Here is a 17,903-nt window from a genome sequence, read left to right as displayed (position 1 = left end):
CCCGATCAGACCCAGTAGGTGATGCGCGCGCGGTAGTTGCGCAGGACGACCAATGCGAGCGCCCATCCCACGATCGTGCAGGCGAGGACCACGATCCAGTGGTACAGCAACTGATCCTGCCCGATCAGCGGGTCGCGGATGATTTCGATGTAGTGGTATAGCGGGTTCAGGTCCGCGAGGTTCGCGCGCCAGCCAAGTTCCGGTGCCTTCGACTTCAGGATGTCGGCGTTCCAGACGATCGGGGTCATGAAGAACAGCAGCGTGGAGAGGCTGTTGATGACCGGCGGGATGTCCCGGAACCGGGTCGCGATGATGCCGAACACCAGCGCGACCCAGCCGCCGTTGAGCATCAGCAGCATGAAGGCCGGGATGGCCGCGATCACCGTCCAGCTGATCGGCATCTGGAAGACCGCCAGCACCACCAGGTAGACGATCATGTTGTGCGCGAACAGCAGCGACTGCCGCCAGACGAGGCGCAGGACGTGCACGCTGATCGGCGAGGGCAGCTGCTTCATCAGGCCTTCGTTGGCGATGAAGACCTCGGTGCCCTCGGTCAGGCAGCCGAGGATGAAGTTCCAGACGATGAAGCCGACCGTCAGGTACGGCAGGAACGTCCGGATTTCCTGGCTGAACAGCTGGGAGTAGAGCAGGCCGAGCGCCGTCGCGGTCATGCCCATGCCGATGGTGATCCATAGCGGGCCGATGACCGAGCGCCGGTAGCGCTGCTTGATGTCCTGCCATCCGAGGTGCGCCCACAGCTGTCGCTGTTGGAGCCCGTCGTTGATGTCCTTGAACGCCTTGCGCCAAGTCCGCGACGACGTTTCGGGGGGCGCGGGGGGGCTGTCTACCGTGCTCGTGGACTGCACAGTGCGTCAGAGTACCGACCTCGGGTGTGCCCCTCCGGCGTGGGCATCACTCGAAGGCGTAGCGCCCGCCTGGAGTCGGGCGCGCAGCCTCCACGGAGCGTCACAGGTACTGGCCGGTGCCTCGCTGGTGGCCGGGTTCGACGTCGCCGGTGCTGCCCGCCGGCAGGCCGCGGCGCATCTGCTCCAGCTGGGCGCGGGCGGCCATCTGCTGCGCGAACAGCGCCGTCTGCAGGCCGTGGAACAGGCCCTCCAGCCAGCCGACCAGCTGGGCCTGGGCGATCCGCAGCTCCGACTCGGACGGCGTCGACTCCTGGGCGAACGGCAGCGACAGGCGCTCCAGCTCCTCGATGAGCTCCGGGGCGAGGCCCTGCTCCAGCTCGCGGATCGACGACTGGTGGATCTCCTTGAGGCGGGTGCGGCTGGCCTCGTCCAGCGGTGCCGCCCGGACCTCCTCCAGCAGCTGCTTGATCATGGTGCCGATGCGCATCACCTTGGCGGGCTGTTCGACCAGGTCGTTGATGTCCTCGCCGCGCTCCGGCTGTTCGTCGGGGCTCAGGGCGGCCCCGACCGGCTTGCCGTCCTCGCCGACGACGAACACCTGCGGCCGGCCCTCACTCGGATCGTGGGTCATGTCTCCATCCTGGCGGGTCGCTACAAGATTCGAAATTCCGGGGCAGCGCTGCGTGCCCACTGGCGCAGCCCTTGAGATTGCTTTTGTCTTTGAAGCGGCGCAGCTGCTTAGCCCACCCTCGCAGCTTGCACCGCCGCGGGTTCTCAGACTGTGCCCGCCCTTCTGGGCTACTGGGCGAGGCCAGTCCCCGATGCCGCGTATTGGTCATACGTAAGTCGGGGCTCCCACAGCCAGGCGGCGTCTGAGGTTCCGCCACCCGCACCGCTACTCAGGGTGAGCCTGGAAACCGTCTTTGCGCGAGTGATGCGATATCTGCCACCCGGCAGCGAGAACGCCGCGCCCCGTACGTAACGTGTTCCCCATGGCGTTCGACGTCGCGGCTGTTCGCGGGCTCTTCCCCGCGCTGGGCGACGGGTGGGTGCACCTGGACGCCCCGGCGGGCATGCAGGTTCCTGAACAAGTGGCGACCGCGGCGTCCACCGCGCTGCGGGCCCCGGTATCCGGTCCGGGCGGGATCTTCCCCGCATCGCAGCGCGCCGAGGCGATCGTGGAGGCCGCCCGTCGCGCTTTTGCGGACCTGATCGGTGCCAACCCCGCCGGGGTGGTGCTCGGGCCGAACTCCGCCGTTCTGCTGCAGCGGCTCGCCGATGCGCTCGGCGACGGCTGGATGATCGGCGATGACGTCGTCGTCTCCCGGCTGGACCACCCGGCCAACGTCGCGCCGTGGCAGCGCGCTGCGCAGCGCTCCGGCACCACGGTCCGGTGGGCCGAGGTCGACATCGAGACCTGCGAACTGCCCACCTGGCAGTACCAGGAACTGGTCACCCCGCGCACGAAGGTCGTCGCGATCACGGCTGCGTCGGGTGCGGTCGGCACCCGGCCGGACGTGCGGCAGGCCGCGGACGCCGCGGCCGAGCAGGGCGCGCTGGTGGTGGTCGACGCGTCCGCGGCGGCGCCGTTCGTGCCGCTGGACATCACCGCGATGGGCGCGGACGTGGTGGCGGTGAACGCCTCGGCGTGGGGCGGGCCGCCGGTCGGCGCGCTGGTGTTCAAGAACCCGGCGATGCTCGACCAGTTGCCGTCGGTGGCGCTGGAGCCCGGCGCGCGCGGCCCGGAGCGGCTGGAGCTCGGCCCGCACGCCCATCCGCTGCTGGCCGGGCTGGTGGCCTCGGTGGACTACCTGGCGGAGCTGGACGATTCGGCGGTCGGGCCGCGTCGGGAGCGCCTGCTGACGTCGCTGGGTTCGGTGAAGTCGTACCAGGCGGGCCTGCTGGCGAACCTGACCAACGGGCTGCGGAAGATGCGGCACGTGATGGTGATCGGCGACGCGATGCGCCGGGTGCCGTCGATGGCGTTCACGGTGAACGGGGTCAAGGCGGAGGACGCGGTGGAGCACCTCGCGGAGCGTGGGGTCTGCGCGTTCGCGGATCCGGGCACGCACGGGGTGTTCGCGGTGCTGGGCGTCGGCGAGGTCGGCGGCGCGGTCCGGGTGGGCCTGGCGCACTACACGAACGCCTCCGAGGTGGACCAGCTGGTCCGGGCCGTCGGCGAACTCGGCTGAGCCGGGGCGCCACCGCAATTTCAATGGAAATCGAAGGTCCGATTTCCATTGAAATTGCGGGAGTTGTCCACAGCCCAGGCCGAGTTGTCCACAGCATGCCGCTCGTGAGTGGTCCTTCCGGTTCTTGCCGGAACAGCCACTCACGAGCCGCAGTTCGCCAGTCCTGGGAGTGCAGTTTCAATTGAAACTGTCGTCGGACCGTCAGCGGACGAGGAGGATCTTGCCGCGGACGTCGCCCGCCTCCAGCATCGCGTGCGCTCGCGCCGCCTCCGGCAGCGGCACTCGCTCGTGCACCAGCGTCCGCACCTCGCCGGCCTCGACCAGCGGCCACAGCCGCTCCCGCACGTCGGCGACGATCGCCGCCTTGCCCTGCGGCCCGTCCACCGGCCGCCCGCGGAGCCCGAGCACCGACAGGTGCAGCCGCTTGACCAGCATCTTCCCCAGGTCCAGCTCGGCCTTTCGGCCGCCCTGCATGCCGATAACGGCCAGGTGCCCGTCGGGCGCCAGCGCGGACAGGTTGCGGTCCAAGTAGGACGCTCCCATGTTGTCCAGGATGACGTCCGCGCCGCCGAGCTCCTTGACGATCGCGACGAAGTCCTCGTTGCGGTAGTCGATGACCGGGTCCGCGCCCAGATCGGCGCACAGCTGCCGGCTCGCGGCCGATCCGGCGGTCGCCGCCACGCGCGCGCCGATCGCCTTGGCGATCTGGATCGCGCTGGTGCCGATGCCGCCGGCGCCGCCGTGCACGAGCAGCAGCTGTCCGCTCCGGAGCCCGGCCTCCAGCACCACGTTCGACCACACGGTGCAGTTGACCTCGGGCAATCCGGCGGCCTCGACGAGGTCCACGCCGGCGGGCTTGGGCAGCACCTGCGCGGCGGGCACCACGACCCGTTCGGCGTAGCCGCCGCCGGCGAGCAGTGCGCAAACCTCGTCGCCCACCTGCCATCCGGTGACGCCTTCGCCGATTTCGGCGATGGTTCCGGAGCATTCCAGCCCGAGGATGGTGCTGGCGCCCTTCGGCGGCGGGTAGTTGCCCTGCCGCTGGCTCAGGTCGGCGCGGTTGACCGCGCTCGCGACGACGTCGATGAGCACTTCACCCGGACCTGGCCGCGGGTCGGGGTGTTCGGTCCATTCCAGCACGTCCGGTTCGCCCGGCTCGCGGATCGAAATCGCGTACATGCCCTGGACGGTAGTCAGCGACGGAGGGTTCGCAGCGCGTGGTGCGGGAGTCCGAAGTCGACCGGACAACTCGGTAAAAATGGGAAATAGTCCCTGCTTCTTAACGCTTCCCTGAGCGGTCTTGACTTCGTTGAGTGATCCTCTCAAGGCTAGCCAGCACAAAGTCCACCCGAAGCGGGGAGCATGATGAGTTCGCGAACCATCACACCCAAGCGCTCGGCGGCGGCCTTGGCCGCGACGTGCGCCGCCGCGTTGCTGACCGTCACCCCGGCCAGCGCGGCGCCGGCCGACCTCGGCTCGACCATCAACGCCAACGCCGTGAACCGTCACCTGATCGCGTTCCAGCGGATCGCCGACCAGAACGGCGGAAACCGCGCGTCCGGCCAGCCCGGCTACGAGGCCAGCGTCGACTACGTGGCGGGCAAGCTCCGCGGCGCGGGTTTTGACGTCACCACGCCGGAGTTCACCTACCAGGCGTACTTCCTGGACTCGTTCAGCCTTGCGGTGGCCGGTCAGCCGGTCGAGGGTGACGCGCTCGAGTACTCGCCGGCCACCCCGCAGGGCGGCATCACCGCGCCGCTGGCCGTCGCCCCGGTCGACGACACACCAGGCTGCTCCGCCAGCGACTACGACGGGCAGGACGTCACCGGCAAGGTCGTGCTGATCCAGCGCGGCGCGTGCACTTTCGGTGAGAAGGCGAAGTTCGCCGGCGAGCGCGGGGCGGCGGGCGCGATCATCTACAACAACGTGGACGGTGCGCTCAACGGCACGCTCGGCGACCCGGACATCTCGAAGATCCCGGCCGCCGGCGTCACCAAGGAGGTCGGCGAGGCGCTCGCCGGGCAGGCCGGCGCCGAGGTGAAGCTGGACGTCCAGGCTCGCCTGGAGACCGTCACCACCCGCAACATCGTGGCGCAGACCCGTACCGGTCGCACCGACAACGTCGTGATGGCCGGCGCGCACCTGGACAGCGTTCCCGAGGGCCCGGGCATCAACGACAACGGCACCGGCAGCGCGGGCCTGCTGGAGGCGGCGCTGAAGCTGGGCGGCAGCCCGAAGGTCAACAACGCCGTGCGGTTCGCGTTCTGGGGCGCGGAGGAATCCGGCCTGGTCGGGTCGACGCAGTACGTGCAGGGCCTGAGCTTCGAGCAGCAGCTCGACATCGCGCTGTACCTGAACTTCGACATGATCGGTTCGCCGAACGCCGGCTACTTCGTCTACGACGGCGACGGCTCCACCGGTGGCCCGACGGGCCCGCAGGGCTCGGCGCAGATCGAGCAGGACTTCGCCGCCGCGATGGCCAAGCAGGGCGTCGAGGTGGAGGGCGACGAGTTCGACGGGCGTTCCGACTACGGCGAGTTCATCGCGGTGGGGATCCCGGCGGGCGGCCTGAACACCGGCGTCGAGGAGCTCAAGACCGAGGAGCAGGCGGCGAAGTGGGGCGGCACCGCGGGCGTCGCCTTCGACCCGAACTACCACGCGCCGGGCGATAACCTGTCCAATGTGGACCGGATCGCGCTGGAGCGGAACGCCAAGGCGCTGGCCGCGGTGATCGACGGCTACTCGAAGAGCACCGAGGCGGTGAACGGGATGCAGAGCCGTGCCCAGCGCGCGCAGCTGCGTGCCGCGCAGGTCACGATGATGGCGCAGCACGACGCCCCGGTGCTGACCAAGGCCGGTCACCACAACCTGGCCTGATCGACACCTGGGAAAGGTTCGAACAGCGCGCGGGGCCCTTCCGGCCACTAGCCGGCCCGGAAGTGCCCCGCCGCTTCCCGGTGGTCCGCAATTTCAATGGAAATCAGAGGTCCGATTTCCATTGAAATTGCGGAAGAACTCACCGGGTGGGGTGGTTGTCGTAGTCCGATCGAAGGGGATGTCGTGAAACGTGCCGTTCTTGCGGTCACCGCGGTCGCCGCAGCTCTGGTGGCGCCCGCCGCCGACGCGGCGCAGCCGGTGCGCTTCGCGACGTTCAACGCCTCCCTCAACCGCGCCGCCGAGGGCGAGCTGCTCGCGGATCTGTCCACACCGGACGATCCGCAGGCCCGCGAGGTGGCAGAAGTGGTGCAGCGGGCCCGCCCGGACGTGCTGCTGCTCAACGAGTTCGACTACGTCGAGGGCGGCGCGGCGGTCGACGCCTTCCGCGCCAACTACCTGGCGCACGGCCAGGGCGGCGCCGACCCGATCGACTACCCGTACGCCTACACCGCCCCGGTGAACACGGGCGTGCAGACCGGCATGGACCTGGACGAGGACGGCACCGTCGGCGGCCCGGGCGACGCCCACGGCTTCGGCGCGTTCCCCGGCCAGTACGGCATGGTGGTGCTGTCGAAGTACCCGATCGGCGAGGCCCGTACGTTCCAGCAGTTCCGGTGGGTGGACATGCCGGGCGCGCAGCTGCCCGACGACCCGGCGACGCCGCAGCCCGGCGACTGGTACTCGCCGGAGGAGCTGGCGGCCCTGCGGCTGTCGTCGAAGTCGCACTGGGACCTGCCGATCGAGGTCGGCGGGCGGACCGTGCACTTCCTGACCTCGCACCCGACGCCGCCGGCGTTCGACGGTCCGGAGAAGCGCAACGCCCTGCGCAACCACGACGAGATCCGCTTCTGGGCGGACTACGTCAGCCCGGGCCGGGGCGGCTACATCTACGACGACGCTGGCGCCGCCGGCGGTCTCGCGCCCGGCGCCCGGTTCGTCATCGCGGGCGACCAGAACTCCGATCCGGTCGACGGCGACAGCAACGGCGCCCGCCAGATCCTGCGCGCCCCGCGCGTCATCGACCCGCTGCCGGGCAGCGCCGGAGCGGTCGAGGCGAGCCTGACCCAGGGCGGGGCGAACGCGGATCAGCGCGGCAACCCGTACTTCGACACCGGCGACTTCAACGACAAGGCGCCCGGCAACCTCCGGGTGGACTACGTCCTGCCGTCGGCGACGCTGATCCCGTTGCGCGCCGGGGTCTTCTGGCCGGCGTCGAACGACGAGCTCGCCCGCCTCAACGACGCCTCGGACCACCACCTCGTCTGGGCCGACCTGCTGGGCTGATCGGGGGCGAATCAGGGAATCACCGGATTCGCCCGGCATGGCCGCCGTTCGACGCTTGGCGGCATGAAAACTCTGATAGCCGCGGTAGCGGCAGGCGTCCTGCTGGCCCCGGCGGCGGTGGCCGAGCCCGCGCGCCTCGCACTCCCCGAACCGACCGGCCCGCTCGCGGTCGGCAAGACCACGCTGCACCTGGTCGACCACGACCGCCCCGATCCGTGGGTGCCGCAGGAGAACCGCGAGCTGATGGTGTCGCTGTTCTACCCGACCGAGGACCGCGACGGGCCGCGCGCCGAGTACGTCACGCCCGAGGAGTCGCGCCTGATCCTGGCGGGCCTGCGGGTGACCGGGGTTCCCGAGGAGATCCTGAGCACGACCCGCACCCATGCGGTGGCGGATGCGGAGCCGCTGGACCGGAAATTGCCGCTGGTGGTGCTCTCGCCCGGACACAGCTTCTCGCGCTCGTCGCTGACCGGGCTGGCCGAGGACCTCGCCAGCCGCGGCTACGCCGTCGCGGCCGTGGACCACACCTACGAGGCGAGCGCGATCACGTTCCCGGATGGCCGGATCACCGAATGCCTCATCTGCGAAACGAAACCGGACGGGCCGACCATCGCGCGGAACCGTGCGATCGACGTCTCGTTCGTGATCGACGAGCTGACCGGATCGGGCCTGATCGACGCGGACCGCATCGCGATGGCCGGCCATTCCCTGGGCGGCGCGGCCGCGGCGCACGCGGTGCGGGAAGACCCGCGGATCCGCGCCGGGGTCAACATGGACGGGACCTTCCGGCCGGAGTTGACCGAGGACCTCGACCGCCCGTTCCTGATGCTGGGCGCGGACAAGCACGGTCGGCCGGGCGCGGACGAAACCTGGGACGCCAGCTGGCCGCACCTGACGGGCTGGAAGCGCTGGCTTTCCGTTGCGGGCACAGCACATTCGTCGTTCACGGACTACTCGATCCTGGCGGAGCAGATGGGGATCGACGTGGGAGACGAGCCGATGACCGGCGATCGCACGGCCCGGATCACCAGGGACTACGTCGCCGCGTTCGTGGACCTGCACCTGCGGGGCCGGCCGCAGCACCTGCTGGACGGCCCGTCCCCGCGCTACCCGGAAGTCCGCTTCGAGAACCCGTGACGGCCCGGGTTCCAGAGGACCTTCCCAATTTTAGGCAAAATCGGGAGGCCTCCACGGAGTCCTCGACGCGCGCCGAAGGCTCCCTGCCCAGGTCGCCGGGTGCCCGGCGCCGGTGACGTTTTCGCGCGAAACCGGCGCCCCGCCCTCACGTGGAGCGCCGGTTTCGCGCGAAACCGGCGCTCCGCGTTCCAGGCGGTCACGTCTTGCCCGCCGTTCTGGAACGCCCCTGCAGGGAAAGCCGGGAGGAGCACCGGGGCCCGTCGAAGGCTCCCGATTTTAGGCAAAATCGGGATGTTGCACGGCGAATGCCGGGCCGGGAGAGGTGGGGCAGTGGTCGAGATCTTGCTGGTCACGGGCAGCACGCGGAGCGGTTCGACGAACACCGCTGCGCTGCGCACCGCGCTGGAGGCCGCGCCGGACGGCGTGACGGTCGCGCTCTACGAGGGGCTGGCCGAGCTTCCGGCGTTCAACCCCGACCAGGACACCGATTCGCTGCCCGCACCTGCCGCTGATCTGCGCGGCCGGATCGCTTCGGCGGACGCGTTGCTGTTCTGCACGCCGGAATACGCGGGCACGCTGCCCGGCAGCTTCAAGAACCTGCTCGACTGGACCGTCGGCGGCTCGGAGATGCACGAGAAGCCGGTGGCCTGGGTCAACGTCGCTCCGGAGGGGCGCGGGAACGGCGCGTCCGAGACGCTCAGGACGGTCCTGGGCTACCTGAGCACCGACATCATCGATGCGGCCTGCGTCCGCCTGACCGTTCCGCGCGGCGCCGTCGGGTCCGACGAGACGATCGAGGATCCGCAGGTCCGCGAGGGGCTGCGGGATGTGCTCCGCACGATCGCGAAGCACGTGGTGGGGTGACCGAAAGCGGGCGTCGGTCCCGGGACTAAAACCGACGCCCGCTCCGATCGCCGCTGGTGCGTCAGCGCCAGGTGGCGATGGCCTCGGTCGCCCCGATCGGCTGGTACTTCAGCACGAATCCGGTTGCGTCGGCGGGGACGTCGAACACGACCTTGCCGCTTCCGGTGTCGCCCTTGGACAGCAGCGTCGCGAACAGCATCCCGGCCATGTCGGTGCCGTTGGGCGCGGCGTTGGGGTACTCGGTGCCGGAGGCGTCGGCCAGCATGAACGACGTCGCCGCCACAGCCCCGCCGTCGCCGCCGAGGAGTTCCGACTGGACGTCGACGACGACGTACTTGCCTTCCACCGGCGCTTCCGAGAATTCGGTGAAGTCCTTCGGCGCGCTAGCGGTGATCGCGAATTGGCTGCCGTCGTTGGTCGCGCCGGCCTTTTCCCCGAAAGCGGCCTCCGATGGCAGTTGTTCCGCGGGTTGCTGGGGCTCTGCGGCCGCCTCGAGGGTGCCTTCCGCGGGCGCCGCCGCGTCGGGGGCCTCCCCGCTTCCGCAGCCGACCAGGCCCATCAGCAGCAAAGCGGAAAGCGGGGCGATCAGTTTCTGCACTTTTCCTCATCAGTTCGAACGAATGCGAACGTTGGCATGGTGCCAGTCGCGGGCACCCGCAACAACAAGATCAACTAACTGATCCGGAATTCATTTGAACTGAACCGGAGATGCCCGTTCGCGCTATTCGGCGAGGATCTGATCGAGCACCGCGGCGACCTCTTTCCGGGCGGCCGGGTCGAGCCCGCGCAGCGGCCGGGGCAGGTTCGGGCCGGTGATGAGGCCGAGGTGTTCCGCTGCGGCGGAGACCACGCGAATGCTGCCGTACTGCCGGAACAAGGTCCACAAAGGACTCAGTTGGTCGGACAGCGCGGTGGCCTTGCCGCTGTCGCCGTCGGCCGCGGCGCGGGTGATGGCGAGGCAGTGCTCGGGCAGCAGCCCGCCGAGGACGCTGAACCACAGGTCGGCGCCCCCGTTCAGGCCGCCGGCGGCGAACTGGTCGCCGCTGACGCCGACGGCGACGTCCCGGGGGAGCTTGCCGCGGAGCGTGGCGATCCGCTCGCGCGCCTGGTCGGCGGGGATGCCCGGGATCTTCACCGCGGCGACGTTCGGCAGCGCGGCGATGCGCCCGTGCAGCTCGTCGCTGAACGTGAAGTGCGTGGTGCCGGGGTTGTCGTACACGCACAGCGGAACGCTCAGCTCGCGGCTGACGTCCTCGAAGAGTCCGAAGACCTCGTCGTCGTTGAGCGGCTGGTAGGACGCCGGCGCGAGCAGCACCGCGGACGCTCCGGCGTTCTGGGCGTCCTCGGCGTGCGCGCGGACCTGGGAGGTGCGCAGCGCGCCGATGCCGACCATGACGGGCACGCCACCAGCGGCGTCGACGGCGATCCGCGCGGCGCGGGCGCGCTCCTCGCGAGTGAGGTAGGCGTAGCCGCCGGTCGAGCCGAGCGCGCCGATCGAGTCGACGCCCGCCGCGGAAAGCCGGGCGACGAGGTTCGCGAAGCCGCGTTCGTCGATGCCGTCTTCGCTGGTGGGGGTGAGTGGGAAGGCGCTCAGGCCGGTGAACATGGCGGACGTTTCCTTTCGGCGTGCGGACGACCGATCCCCAGCCTGCCGCAAGAAGTGGCCTCTCCAAAGAGCCATTCAACAACTCATCTGAGATGCCACTTTGGGGCCCACACGTCGTCGCACCGAACCGGCCGGATAGTCCACAAAGGACTTCTGGGGCGCATCCGTGCGATCCGGGTACACGCGGGCATCCGGCGTGCCAGACTCGCCGGATGTCGATCAACAACGCCGAGGCGGCCCTGGGAGAAGCCGCCCGCGCTTACCTCAAAGCCCGCCGCTGGCTGTGGATCGGGATGGCCGCGGCGCTGCTGGCCGGAGCAGCCTGGTTCGCGGTGACGATCGGAGGACTGTTCGCGCAGCTAGCGCCGGAGACGATCCAGTTCTGGCAACAGGCCTGCTTCTGCGTCGCCTTCCCCGCGTTGATAGCGACATCCAGCGCGGGCGGCAGCCGTCAGACGGCGGAAGCCTGGCTGCGCAGCCTCCAACACCGCCTCGCCGCGGGCTCGTACAGCAGCTCGACATTGGCCGACGCCCGAAAACTCGCCCACCGCTCCTAGCAGCCGGTCCAAGGCGGCTCTCGCTCACTCGGCGGCGAGGTAGCTGACGGCACCGCTTCGCGGATCTCCCGTCGTCGACTGCGGGGCCCGGCCCGTGAGCCGCAGCCGTTCCAGGTGGCCGGTGTTCGTCCAGGTGCCGGCGTAGAGCACGAAGCAACCGGGGTTCGGCTGGTTTTCGCGGCACCACGACAGCGCCTCCAGCGCGTCACACCCGATCAGCACGCGGGTATCGCACACCAGGCCGCGGCGGGAAGCGTCGTCCCGCACTTCCCACGACCACAGCTCGACCATGTAGGTGGGACGATCATTGTCGCGGCACACGCGCCTGTCGTCGAACTCTTGGACCTCCATGGCCGAGGATGATGCCCGCAGCAGCCGCCCGCTGTCAGTCATCCGGCAAGTCCCATGGCCGACGGTTGAGACCAAGAATGAGACCAGCACGAACAGAGCCCGGCAGAGAGATCCTCACCGGGCTCTGTTCGTGCTGGTCAGAGGAGCGGAAGCGGGGGGATTCGAACCCCCGGTCGCTCTCGCGACGCTCGCTTTCAAGGCGAGTGCATTCGGCCGCTCTGCCACGCTTCCACGCCGCAGCGTAGCCAACCGGACGTGATCTTCCTACAGCCGGTCCGGGTCAGTCGAGGGTTCTCAGGTGTGCCGTCAGACGCTGGAAAACCCCCGCCAGGACCTTCAGCTCGTGGGGCTCCAGCAGGTCGATCATGTGCTCCCGGACGCCCTCGACGTGCGCTGGTGCCGCTTCGCGCAGTTTCGTCATGCCCTTGTCGGTGAGCACCGCGAGCACACCGCGGCCGTCGTTGGGGCATTCGTCGCGGCGCACCAGCTCGGCCGCTTCCAGGCGGCGGATCTGGTGCGAGATCCGGCTCTTGGAGTGCGCGACCTCCATGGCCAGCTCGCTCATCCGCATTCGCAGGTCGGGCTGTTCGGACAGGCAGACCAGGATCTCGTAGTCCGCGATCGAGAGCCCGTGCGTGAGCTGCAGCTCGCGGTTGAGGCGGTAGTCCAGCAGCGCGCTGCCGACGATGTAGGACCGCCAGGATGCCATCTCGCAGTCGTCCAGCCACTTGGTGCGCTGCTCGGTCATCTCGGTCACGCGGCAAGGCTACCGGGAGGTTCGTGGTCGGCGGAGGTGATTCGGGTCGAGAAAAAACAATTTGCTTCCGAACCATTCGGCGTGAGTACGATCGAATCCGTGCCCGGCTTCCTGGAACAAGATCCGCAGCGCATGCCGCTGACCCGGCTGGTGGGCCTGGCCGGCCGGCGGCTGGCGCACCACTGGGAGCGAGCCGTGGCCCAGAGCACCGACCTGAGCAAGACGGCGCTGATGGCGCTGACCACGATCGACGAGCAGGACGAACCGACGCATCGCGAGGTCGCCCAGCGCTGCTGGGTGCGACCGGCGACGCTGACGCCGGTCATCGACGCCCTGGAGTCCGACGGGCTGCTGACCCGGCGGCGAGACACGGCCGACCGGCGCGTGGTCCGGCTGCGCATCACGCCGGCGGGGCGGGCGGCGCTGGATGCCGCGTGGCGGGGCGTCAGCGCGGAGTTCCGGCGGATCGAGCCGAGGACCGACCCGGCGGAAGCGGCGGTGGTCCGGAAGTACCTGCTCGCGATCCTCGGCGAACTGAGCGAGGAAGAAGGCGGATGTGACCACAGCGGTTGAAGTGACCGACCTGGTCAAGCGGTATCCGAAGGCCAAGGGCAATGCGGTGGACGGGCTCAGCTTCGAGGTGGAGGCGGGCGAGATCTTCGGGCTGCTGGGCCCGAACGGCGCGGGCAAGACGACCACCGTCGGCATCCTGACCACCAGGGTGCTGCTGACCAGCGGGACGGCGCGCGTCGCGGGCGTCGACGTGGCGGCCGACCCGGTCGCGGCCCGCAGCAAGGTCGCGGTCGTGCCGCAGCGGGTGAACCTGGACCGGTCGCTCAACGCCCGGCAGAACCTCATCTGGCACGCCGCGTACCACGGGGTCTCCCGCGGTGAGCGGAAGCGGCTCGCCGACGAGCTGCTCGACCGGATGGGCTTGGCGGAGAAGGCGAAGGCCCGCGTCGACGACCTCTCCGGCGGGCAGGCGCAGCGGCTGATGATCGCCCGCGCGCTGATCCACAAGCCGGAGGTGCTGTTCCTGGACGAGCCGTCCACCGGACTCGACCCGCAGGCCCGGCTGTTCGTCCACGACCGGATCAACGACCTGCGCGCCGAGGGCGTGACGGTGGTGCTCACCACGCACGACATGGACGAGGCGGAGAAGCTGTCGGACCGGGTCGGCGTGGTCGACCACGGCAAGCTGCTGACGCTGGACACCCCGGAGGCGCTGATCAAGTCACTCCCCGGCAGCGGCACGGTGGACGCCACGCTGCGGTCCGACGGCCACGATCCGGCCGGGGTCGCCGAGCTGCTGTCCAATGTGGATGGAGTGCAGCGGGTCGAGCAGGTCGGCGCCGGCACCGCCGCGGACGGGGCGGCGGAGCTGCGGCTGCGGCTCTACGTGGGCGAGGAGCCCGCGGCGCTGCTCGGGCCGGTCGCGCAAACCCTGCACGAGCAGCGGGTTTCGGTCAGCGACCTGTCGCTGGGTTCGGCGACGCTGGAGGACGTGTTCATCGATCTGACCGGGAGGGAGCTGCGATGAGTCCGGTTCGCGCGTTCACGGCGGTCCTGGGCCGCGACGTCTTCGTGACCGGTCGGGAGCTGCCGAGCTTCCTGGCGCAGGTGCTGGTGCAGCCGGTGGCGCTGCTGTTCATCTTCGGCAAGGTGCTCAGCGAGCTCGGCTACGCCCAGCCCGGCTACGCGCAGATCCTGCTGCCGGGCATGATCGCGCTCAACGCGTTCCTGGTGTCGCTGCAGAACACGTCCTTCCCGCTGGTGCTGGACTTCTCGTTCTCCCGGGAGATCGAGGACCGGCTGCTCGCGCCGCTGCCGATCAGCTGGGTGGCGGTGGAGAAGATGCTCTTCGGCGCGCTGCGCGGGCTGTTCGCGGCGGTGCTGATGGTGCCGATCGGCATGGTGATGCTGGGCGAGATCGGCTGGAACCTGGCCGGCCTGGCGTTCGCGCTGCTGTGCATGGTGCTGGGCTCGCTCGCCGGCGCGGCGGTCGGCCTGACGGTCGGCGCGGCGGTGCCGCCGCGGCGCATCAACATCATGTTCGCGGTGATCCTGGCGCCGCTGATGTTCACCGGGGCGACGCAGTTCCCGTGGGCGCAGCTGGAACACCTGCGCTGGTTCCAGGTCCTGTGCGCGATCAACCCGCTTACCTACGTCAGCGAAGGCATGCGAGGAGCCCTCCTCCCGGAGGTGCCGCACATGCCGCTGTGGGTCTGCGTCCTGGCTCTGCTGATCGCCACGGCGCTCTTCGGGGCCCTCGGCATCAAGTTCTTCCTCCGCCGAGCCCTGGACTGACGGCTGCGGGTGGGGGCGGTGTGGAGTGAACGGCCTGTTTGCCTCGATAGGCGAGGTGAACAGGCCGTTCACTCCACCCATCACCGGTCGAAGCGGCCGGCCTTGACGTCGCCGAGGAACCCGGCCCAGGCGTGCTGGTGCACGCGCAGCGTGCCGCCGTCGCGGTCCTTGGTGTCGCGGATGTGCGTCGCTGACTCGCCGATGGCCAACTCGACGCAGTTGTTCGTGCCGCTTCCCCTGCTCTTGCGCCACTTCAGGTTGTTCATCCCCATGCCTTCGCCTGTGCGCGGATCAGTTCGGCCGGCTTCTCGGCGCTGAGCGCCGATCCAGCGATCTCGGCGAACATGTCCGCGAAATTGTTTAACGTCGCTCACATTCTCCACCCGCGAACCGCCACCGGCGTACTCCGGATAGACGGCTGGCGGGTCGTCGGGAGCGCCGTGGCCGATGTCGTGGAGCGGTGCGTCCTGCAGCCATCCGAATCCGGCTCGATGCCTTCGACCGCGCCCCAGGTGTGGTCGTGAGTGGTAAAGCGGGTTCTGGCTTGGTTGCGCACTCACGACAGTCGCATGAGGTAGGCCACAGTTCAGATACGGGGATCGATATCGCCCGGCCCGTGGTGGCCGGACTCGGCGGCGTAGACCCTGGTCATGGCGGTGCTTTCGGGGCGCTCCGGGCAACGGATCCGGAGTTCAGCCCAAGTGTCCTATAGGACATTTGTCATTCCGATTGTTCCGTCTGGGTGCTTGTGGGAAGGTTCCGCGCGTTGGAGTAGGCCTGAAGTACTTTTCGTGCTAGCGAGGAAAATTGAAGAGGCTGATTGCGCCGTTATCCGTGGCGCTGTTGATCACCCTGTCCGGTTGCGGTATCGGTTCGAAGCCGAGCACGTCCGACGGAGGGGACACCAAGTCCTCCTCGTCGAGCAGCAGCACCGAGAGCGGCGGCGAGTCCGAATCCACTGGTCCGCAGAGCGTTTCCTTCGGGCAGGCGGCCACGGTTTCCACCGACAAGGGCACCCAGCTGAAGCTGACCATCGGTGCGCCGACCGACTTCACCGGCAAGGCGGACTTCGAGCCGGAGAAGGGCAAGTACGTCGTCATCGACGCGTCGGCGGAACTGGCCAAGGGCGTCGCGGGCAACGTCAGCGAGGACGAGTTCGTCCTCGTCGACGCCAACGGCAACCGGTACGAGCCGGCCATCGCCTCGATGGAGATCTCCGGTTCGTTCATCAAGCTGCTCACCGACAAGGGCAAGGCCGAGACCGGCCAGATCATCTACGACGTGCCGGCAGACGCCACCGGCCTGAAGGTCGAGTACTCGCCGACCGACGTCGACAGCAAGCCGCTGGGCATGCTCGCCACCTGGAAGTGACGCCGCGAGGCCCCCTGGGCCGGGTTGTCCGAGTCGCCCCTCGACGCGGACAACCCGGCCTTTTTGTCGCTCAGTAGAGGTAAAAACCGGACACGATCGTGCGATCTGGTTTCAGTAACGCTCCGCACCTGATGATCGCGCTGGCCCGTTTGTACTGATCAGGCTATGCGCGCCGGTGATCGGACACCTGTCAGCCCGCGTCGGCGCTCCCGGTGCTCACGTTAGCGTCCCGGCGGCACTTGATCTCTCGGATCAGGTTGCTGCCGCAGGCTTCCCGGCCATCGCCGGACGCTGCCGACAACAGGTACGCCAACGGGCCAGGAGCTGATCATGAGGCTGCGCACAACAAGTACCAGACGCCGCGCACGCGTCGCCACGGCGGCCACGCTCGGCGCGCTCTGCCTCGGCCTCGCCGGTTGCTCCGGCGCGTCGCCGATCGAGCCGGCCACCGCGATGGCGCGGGCCGACCTCGGCATGGAGGCGGCCGCGACGACCTTCGCCGATTTCCCCAAGGCGCCGCAGGATCCCGCGCCGAACGCGGAAACCGAGGGCGTCGTGCTGCGCGTCAAGCAGGACGTCGCCGTGCACACCGCGCCCGGCGGTCCCGTGTTCGCCAAGCTCCCCGCGACGCAGCTGGAAAACCCCACCTGGGTGCCGGTGATCGCGGAACGCGGGCCGTGGCTGCAGGTCCTGCTCCCGTCTCGGCCCAACGGTTCGGTCGGCTGGGTGCGCACCGGCGGCGAGGTCGAGCGGGCGCGGTCGCCCTACGTCGTGGACGTCGACATCGACGCGCGGCGGCTCGTGGTCCGCAAGGACGGCGCGCCGGTCGGGGAGTGGATCGTCGGCGTCGGCGCGCCGAACACCCAGACGCCGCGCGGCCGGACCTTCATCATGGCGGCGATCGAGGAGACGGTGACCCGGTTCAGCCCGATCATCCTGCCGCTCGGCACCCACTCGGAAACCTTCAGCACCTACGGCGGTGGCCCCGGAACCGTCGCGCTGCACGGCTGGCCCGACCCCTCGGTGTTCGGCCAGGCCGGCAGCGATGGATGCGTCCGGGTCCCCGACGACGCGCTTCGGCTGCTCATGACCCTGCCGTTGGGCACCATCGTCCACCTGCGGTGATCGCCGCGGGTGGAATCCCCCGAAGTACGACAGAAAAGGAAGTGCGAAGTATGCGCAAGACGGCTTGCCTCGCCGGGATTTTCGCCGCCGGCACCGGGATCCTGGCCGGCACCGCGCCGGCCTTCGCGGACAGCGCCGACAACGACGGCATCAACATCGGCAACGACAACAACCTGAGCGTGCTGCCGATCCAGCTGTGCGGCAACAACATCGCGGTGCTCGGCGCCGTGGTGCCGATCCTGTCGCCGCAGGCCAACGACTGCGTCAACGCGCCGATCGTGGACCACCCGACCGTCCCCGAGCAGCCGAAGCCGCACACCCCCACCCCTGAGCCCTGCCCGCCGGGCGTTCCCGGCGGGCCCGGCGGGAACGGCTCTCCTGGCGTCCGCAACCCCGGTGGCCCCGGTGGCGGACTCGGCTGCGACCCCGGCGGGTCGACCCCGCGGCCGATCGAGAGGGTGCCGACGGCCAAGCCCCTGCCGACCGCACCGACCCCCGTCGCCGTCCGCGGGCACCACGCCGTTACGGGCTGAGATCATCCGACCGATT

The 17,903-nt window shown here is 69.5% G+C and carries 20 protein-coding genes and 1 tRNA gene; 12 read left to right on the top strand and 9 right to left on the bottom strand.

Going from position 1 to position 17,903, the window contains the following annotated elements:
- Positions 1 to 5: 5 nt before the first annotated feature.
- Both wzm and E1288_RS00610 read right to left on the bottom strand, forming a co-directional pair.
- Complete coding sequence (gene wzm, locus E1288_RS00615) at positions 6 to 866, bottom strand: galactan export ABC transporter permease subunit Wzm/RfbD (RefSeq protein ID WP_132479198.1); 861 nt, start codon at positions 864 to 866, stop codon at positions 6 to 8.
- Between the two features lie 100 nt (positions 867 to 966).
- The gene (locus tag E1288_RS00610) at positions 967 to 1,497 is read right to left on the bottom strand and encodes a bacterial proteasome activator family protein (protein WP_132479196.1); all 531 of its coding nucleotides are present in this window, start codon (positions 1,495 to 1,497) and stop codon (positions 967 to 969) included.
- A 361-nt stretch (positions 1,498 to 1,858) separates the two neighbouring features.
- On the opposite strand from E1288_RS00610, the gene E1288_RS00605 reads away from it, so the two are divergent.
- A complete protein-coding gene (locus tag E1288_RS00605) occupies positions 1,859 to 3,058 on the top strand; it encodes a cysteine desulfurase-like protein (protein WP_132479195.1) in 1,200 nt (399 codons plus the stop codon).
- A 201-nt stretch (positions 3,059 to 3,259) separates the two neighbouring features.
- Here E1288_RS00605 and E1288_RS00600 read toward each other — a convergent pair whose 3' ends face one another.
- Positions 3,260 to 4,237 carry an NAD(P)H-quinone oxidoreductase gene (locus E1288_RS00600; RefSeq protein ID WP_132479193.1) on the bottom strand — a complete coding sequence of 326 codons (978 nt, stop codon included), beginning with the start codon at positions 4,235 to 4,237 and terminating at the stop codon, positions 3,260 to 3,262.
- Between the two features lie 186 nt (positions 4,238 to 4,423).
- Here E1288_RS00600 and E1288_RS00595 point away from each other — a divergent pair, with 186 nt between their 5' ends.
- From E1288_RS00595 to E1288_RS00580, 4 genes are all read left to right on the top strand, one after another.
- On the top strand, positions 4,424 to 5,935 hold the full coding sequence (locus E1288_RS00595) for a M28 family metallopeptidase (RefSeq protein WP_132479191.1): 1,512 nt from the start codon (positions 4,424 to 4,426) through the stop codon (positions 5,933 to 5,935).
- A gap of 183 nt (positions 5,936 to 6,118) precedes the next feature.
- Positions 6,119 to 7,279 (top strand): endonuclease/exonuclease/phosphatase family protein, encoded by a 1,161-nt coding sequence (locus tag E1288_RS00590; RefSeq protein WP_408012722.1) that lies wholly within the window; start codon positions 6,119 to 6,121, stop codon positions 7,277 to 7,279.
- 63 nt (positions 7,280 to 7,342) lie between these two features.
- The gene (locus tag E1288_RS00585) at positions 7,343 to 8,416 is read left to right on the top strand and encodes an alpha/beta hydrolase family protein (protein WP_132479188.1); all 1,074 of its coding nucleotides are present in this window, start codon (positions 7,343 to 7,345) and stop codon (positions 8,414 to 8,416) included.
- Positions 8,417 to 8,746: 330 nt separating this feature from the next.
- Positions 8,747 to 9,280, top strand: coding sequence for an NADPH-dependent FMN reductase (locus tag E1288_RS00580; protein WP_235883241.1), 534 nt, complete (start codon positions 8,747 to 8,749; stop codon positions 9,278 to 9,280).
- Between the two features lie 61 nt (positions 9,281 to 9,341).
- Here the strand turns inward: E1288_RS00580 and E1288_RS00575 are convergent, their stop codons facing one another.
- Both E1288_RS00575 and E1288_RS00570 read right to left on the bottom strand, forming a co-directional pair.
- Positions 9,342 to 9,878 (bottom strand): DUF4352 domain-containing protein, encoded by a 537-nt coding sequence (locus E1288_RS00575; RefSeq protein WP_132479185.1) that lies wholly within the window; start codon positions 9,876 to 9,878, stop codon positions 9,342 to 9,344.
- A 123-nt stretch (positions 9,879 to 10,001) separates the two neighbouring features.
- Positions 10,002 to 10,886 carry a dihydrodipicolinate synthase family protein gene (locus E1288_RS00570; protein ID WP_132479184.1) on the bottom strand — a complete coding sequence of 295 codons (885 nt, stop codon included), beginning with the start codon at positions 10,884 to 10,886 and terminating at the stop codon, positions 10,002 to 10,004.
- Between the two features lie 212 nt (positions 10,887 to 11,098).
- On the opposite strand from E1288_RS00570, the gene E1288_RS00565 reads away from it, so the two are divergent.
- Positions 11,099 to 11,443: a hypothetical protein gene (locus E1288_RS00565; RefSeq protein ID WP_132479182.1), complete on the top strand. Its 345-nt coding sequence runs from the start codon at positions 11,099 to 11,101 to the stop codon at positions 11,441 to 11,443.
- A gap of 24 nt (positions 11,444 to 11,467) precedes the next feature.
- Here E1288_RS00565 and E1288_RS00560 read toward each other — a convergent pair whose 3' ends face one another.
- The 3 genes from E1288_RS00560 to E1288_RS00550 form a co-directional block, all read right to left on the bottom strand.
- A complete protein-coding gene (locus E1288_RS00560; RefSeq protein WP_132479180.1) occupies positions 11,468 to 11,794 on the bottom strand; it encodes a hypothetical protein in 327 nt (108 codons plus the stop codon).
- Between the two features lie 146 nt (positions 11,795 to 11,940).
- Positions 11,941 to 12,025 (bottom strand) — tRNA-Ser (locus E1288_RS00555).
- Between the two features lie 49 nt (positions 12,026 to 12,074).
- Complete coding sequence (locus E1288_RS00550; RefSeq protein ID WP_132479529.1) at positions 12,075 to 12,542, bottom strand: MarR family winged helix-turn-helix transcriptional regulator; 468 nt, start codon at positions 12,540 to 12,542, stop codon at positions 12,075 to 12,077.
- A gap of 90 nt (positions 12,543 to 12,632) precedes the next feature.
- Here E1288_RS00550 and E1288_RS00545 point away from each other — a divergent pair, with 90 nt between their 5' ends.
- The 3 genes from E1288_RS00545 to E1288_RS00535 are packed head-to-tail and all read left to right on the top strand — an operon-like array spanning position 12,633 to position 14,858.
- The gene (locus E1288_RS00545) at positions 12,633 to 13,124 is read left to right on the top strand and encodes a MarR family winged helix-turn-helix transcriptional regulator (RefSeq protein ID WP_235883240.1); all 492 of its coding nucleotides are present in this window, start codon (positions 12,633 to 12,635) and stop codon (positions 13,122 to 13,124) included.
- On the top strand, positions 13,108 to 14,091 hold the full coding sequence (locus E1288_RS00540) for an ABC transporter ATP-binding protein (protein ID WP_132479179.1): 984 nt from the start codon (positions 13,108 to 13,110) through the stop codon (positions 14,089 to 14,091). Before E1288_RS00545 ends, E1288_RS00540 begins: the two co-directional genes overlap by 17 nt.
- A complete protein-coding gene (locus E1288_RS00535) occupies positions 14,088 to 14,858 on the top strand; it encodes an ABC transporter permease (protein ID WP_132479177.1) in 771 nt (256 codons plus the stop codon). Before E1288_RS00540 ends, E1288_RS00535 begins: the two co-directional genes overlap by 4 nt.
- Positions 14,859 to 14,938: 80 nt before the next feature.
- Here E1288_RS00535 and E1288_RS00530 read toward each other — a convergent pair whose 3' ends face one another.
- On the bottom strand, positions 14,939 to 15,124 hold the full coding sequence (locus E1288_RS00530; RefSeq protein WP_207954099.1) for a DUF397 domain-containing protein: 186 nt from the start codon (positions 15,122 to 15,124) through the stop codon (positions 14,939 to 14,941).
- A gap of 568 nt (positions 15,125 to 15,692) precedes the next feature.
- Here E1288_RS00530 and E1288_RS00525 point away from each other — a divergent pair.
- The 3 genes from E1288_RS00525 (at position 15,693) to E1288_RS00515 (ending at position 17,887) form a co-directional block, all read left to right on the top strand.
- Positions 15,693 to 16,229 carry a DUF4352 domain-containing protein gene (locus tag E1288_RS00525; protein WP_165967918.1) on the top strand — a complete coding sequence of 179 codons (537 nt, stop codon included), beginning with the start codon at positions 15,693 to 15,695 and terminating at the stop codon, positions 16,227 to 16,229.
- Between the two features lie 330 nt (positions 16,230 to 16,559).
- The gene (locus E1288_RS00520) at positions 16,560 to 17,354 is read left to right on the top strand and encodes a L,D-transpeptidase (RefSeq protein WP_207954098.1); all 795 of its coding nucleotides are present in this window, start codon (positions 16,560 to 16,562) and stop codon (positions 17,352 to 17,354) included.
- Between the two features lie 50 nt (positions 17,355 to 17,404).
- The gene (locus E1288_RS00515; RefSeq protein WP_132479173.1) at positions 17,405 to 17,887 is read left to right on the top strand and encodes a hypothetical protein; all 483 of its coding nucleotides are present in this window, start codon (positions 17,405 to 17,407) and stop codon (positions 17,885 to 17,887) included.
- The last annotated feature ends 16 nt before the right edge of the window (positions 17,888 to 17,903 follow it).

The organism is Saccharopolyspora elongata, assembly GCF_004348985.1.
Classification (GTDB): Bacteria; Actinomycetota; Actinomycetes; order Mycobacteriales; family Pseudonocardiaceae; genus Saccharopolyspora; species Saccharopolyspora elongata.
This window is presented reverse-complemented; position numbering and strand designations above follow the sequence as displayed.

What these genes read in the sequence shown, in the direction of transcription:
- E1288_RS00610 (WP_132479196.1), bottom strand. Translation starts at nt 1,497, where the DNA reads ATGACCCACGATCCGAGTGAGGGCCGGCCGCAGGTGTTCGTCGTCGGC.
- E1288_RS00605 (WP_132479195.1), top strand. Translation starts at nt 1,859, where the DNA reads ATGGCGTTCGACGTCGCGGCTGTTCGCGGGCTCTTCCCCGCGCTGGGC.
- E1288_RS00600 (WP_132479193.1), bottom strand. Translation starts at nt 4,237, where the DNA reads ATGTACGCGATTTCGATCCGCGAGCCGGGCGAACCGGACGTGCTGGAA.
- E1288_RS00595 (WP_132479191.1), top strand. Translation starts at nt 4,424, where the DNA reads ATGAGTTCGCGAACCATCACACCCAAGCGCTCGGCGGCGGCCTTGGCC.
- E1288_RS00585 (WP_132479188.1), top strand. Translation starts at nt 7,343, where the DNA reads ATGAAAACTCTGATAGCCGCGGTAGCGGCAGGCGTCCTGCTGGCCCCG.
- E1288_RS00570 (WP_132479184.1), bottom strand. Translation starts at nt 10,886, where the DNA reads ATGTTCACCGGCCTGAGCGCCTTCCCACTCACCCCCACCAGCGAAGAC.
- E1288_RS00565 (WP_132479182.1), top strand. Translation starts at nt 11,099, where the DNA reads ATGTCGATCAACAACGCCGAGGCGGCCCTGGGAGAAGCCGCCCGCGCT.
- E1288_RS00560 (WP_132479180.1), bottom strand. Translation starts at nt 11,794, where the DNA reads ATGGAGGTCCAAGAGTTCGACGACAGGCGCGTGTGCCGCGACAATGAT.
- E1288_RS00550 (WP_132479529.1), bottom strand. Translation starts at nt 12,542, where the DNA reads ATGACCGAGCAGCGCACCAAGTGGCTGGACGACTGCGAGATGGCATCC.
- E1288_RS00535 (WP_132479177.1), top strand. Translation starts at nt 14,088, where the DNA reads ATGAGTCCGGTTCGCGCGTTCACGGCGGTCCTGGGCCGCGACGTCTTC.
- E1288_RS00530 (WP_207954099.1), bottom strand. Translation starts at nt 15,124, where the DNA reads ATGAACAACCTGAAGTGGCGCAAGAGCAGGGGAAGCGGCACGAACAAC.
- E1288_RS00520 (WP_207954098.1), top strand. Translation starts at nt 16,560, where the DNA reads ATGAGGCTGCGCACAACAAGTACCAGACGCCGCGCACGCGTCGCCACG.
- E1288_RS00515 (WP_132479173.1), top strand. Translation starts at nt 17,405, where the DNA reads ATGCGCAAGACGGCTTGCCTCGCCGGGATTTTCGCCGCCGGCACCGGG.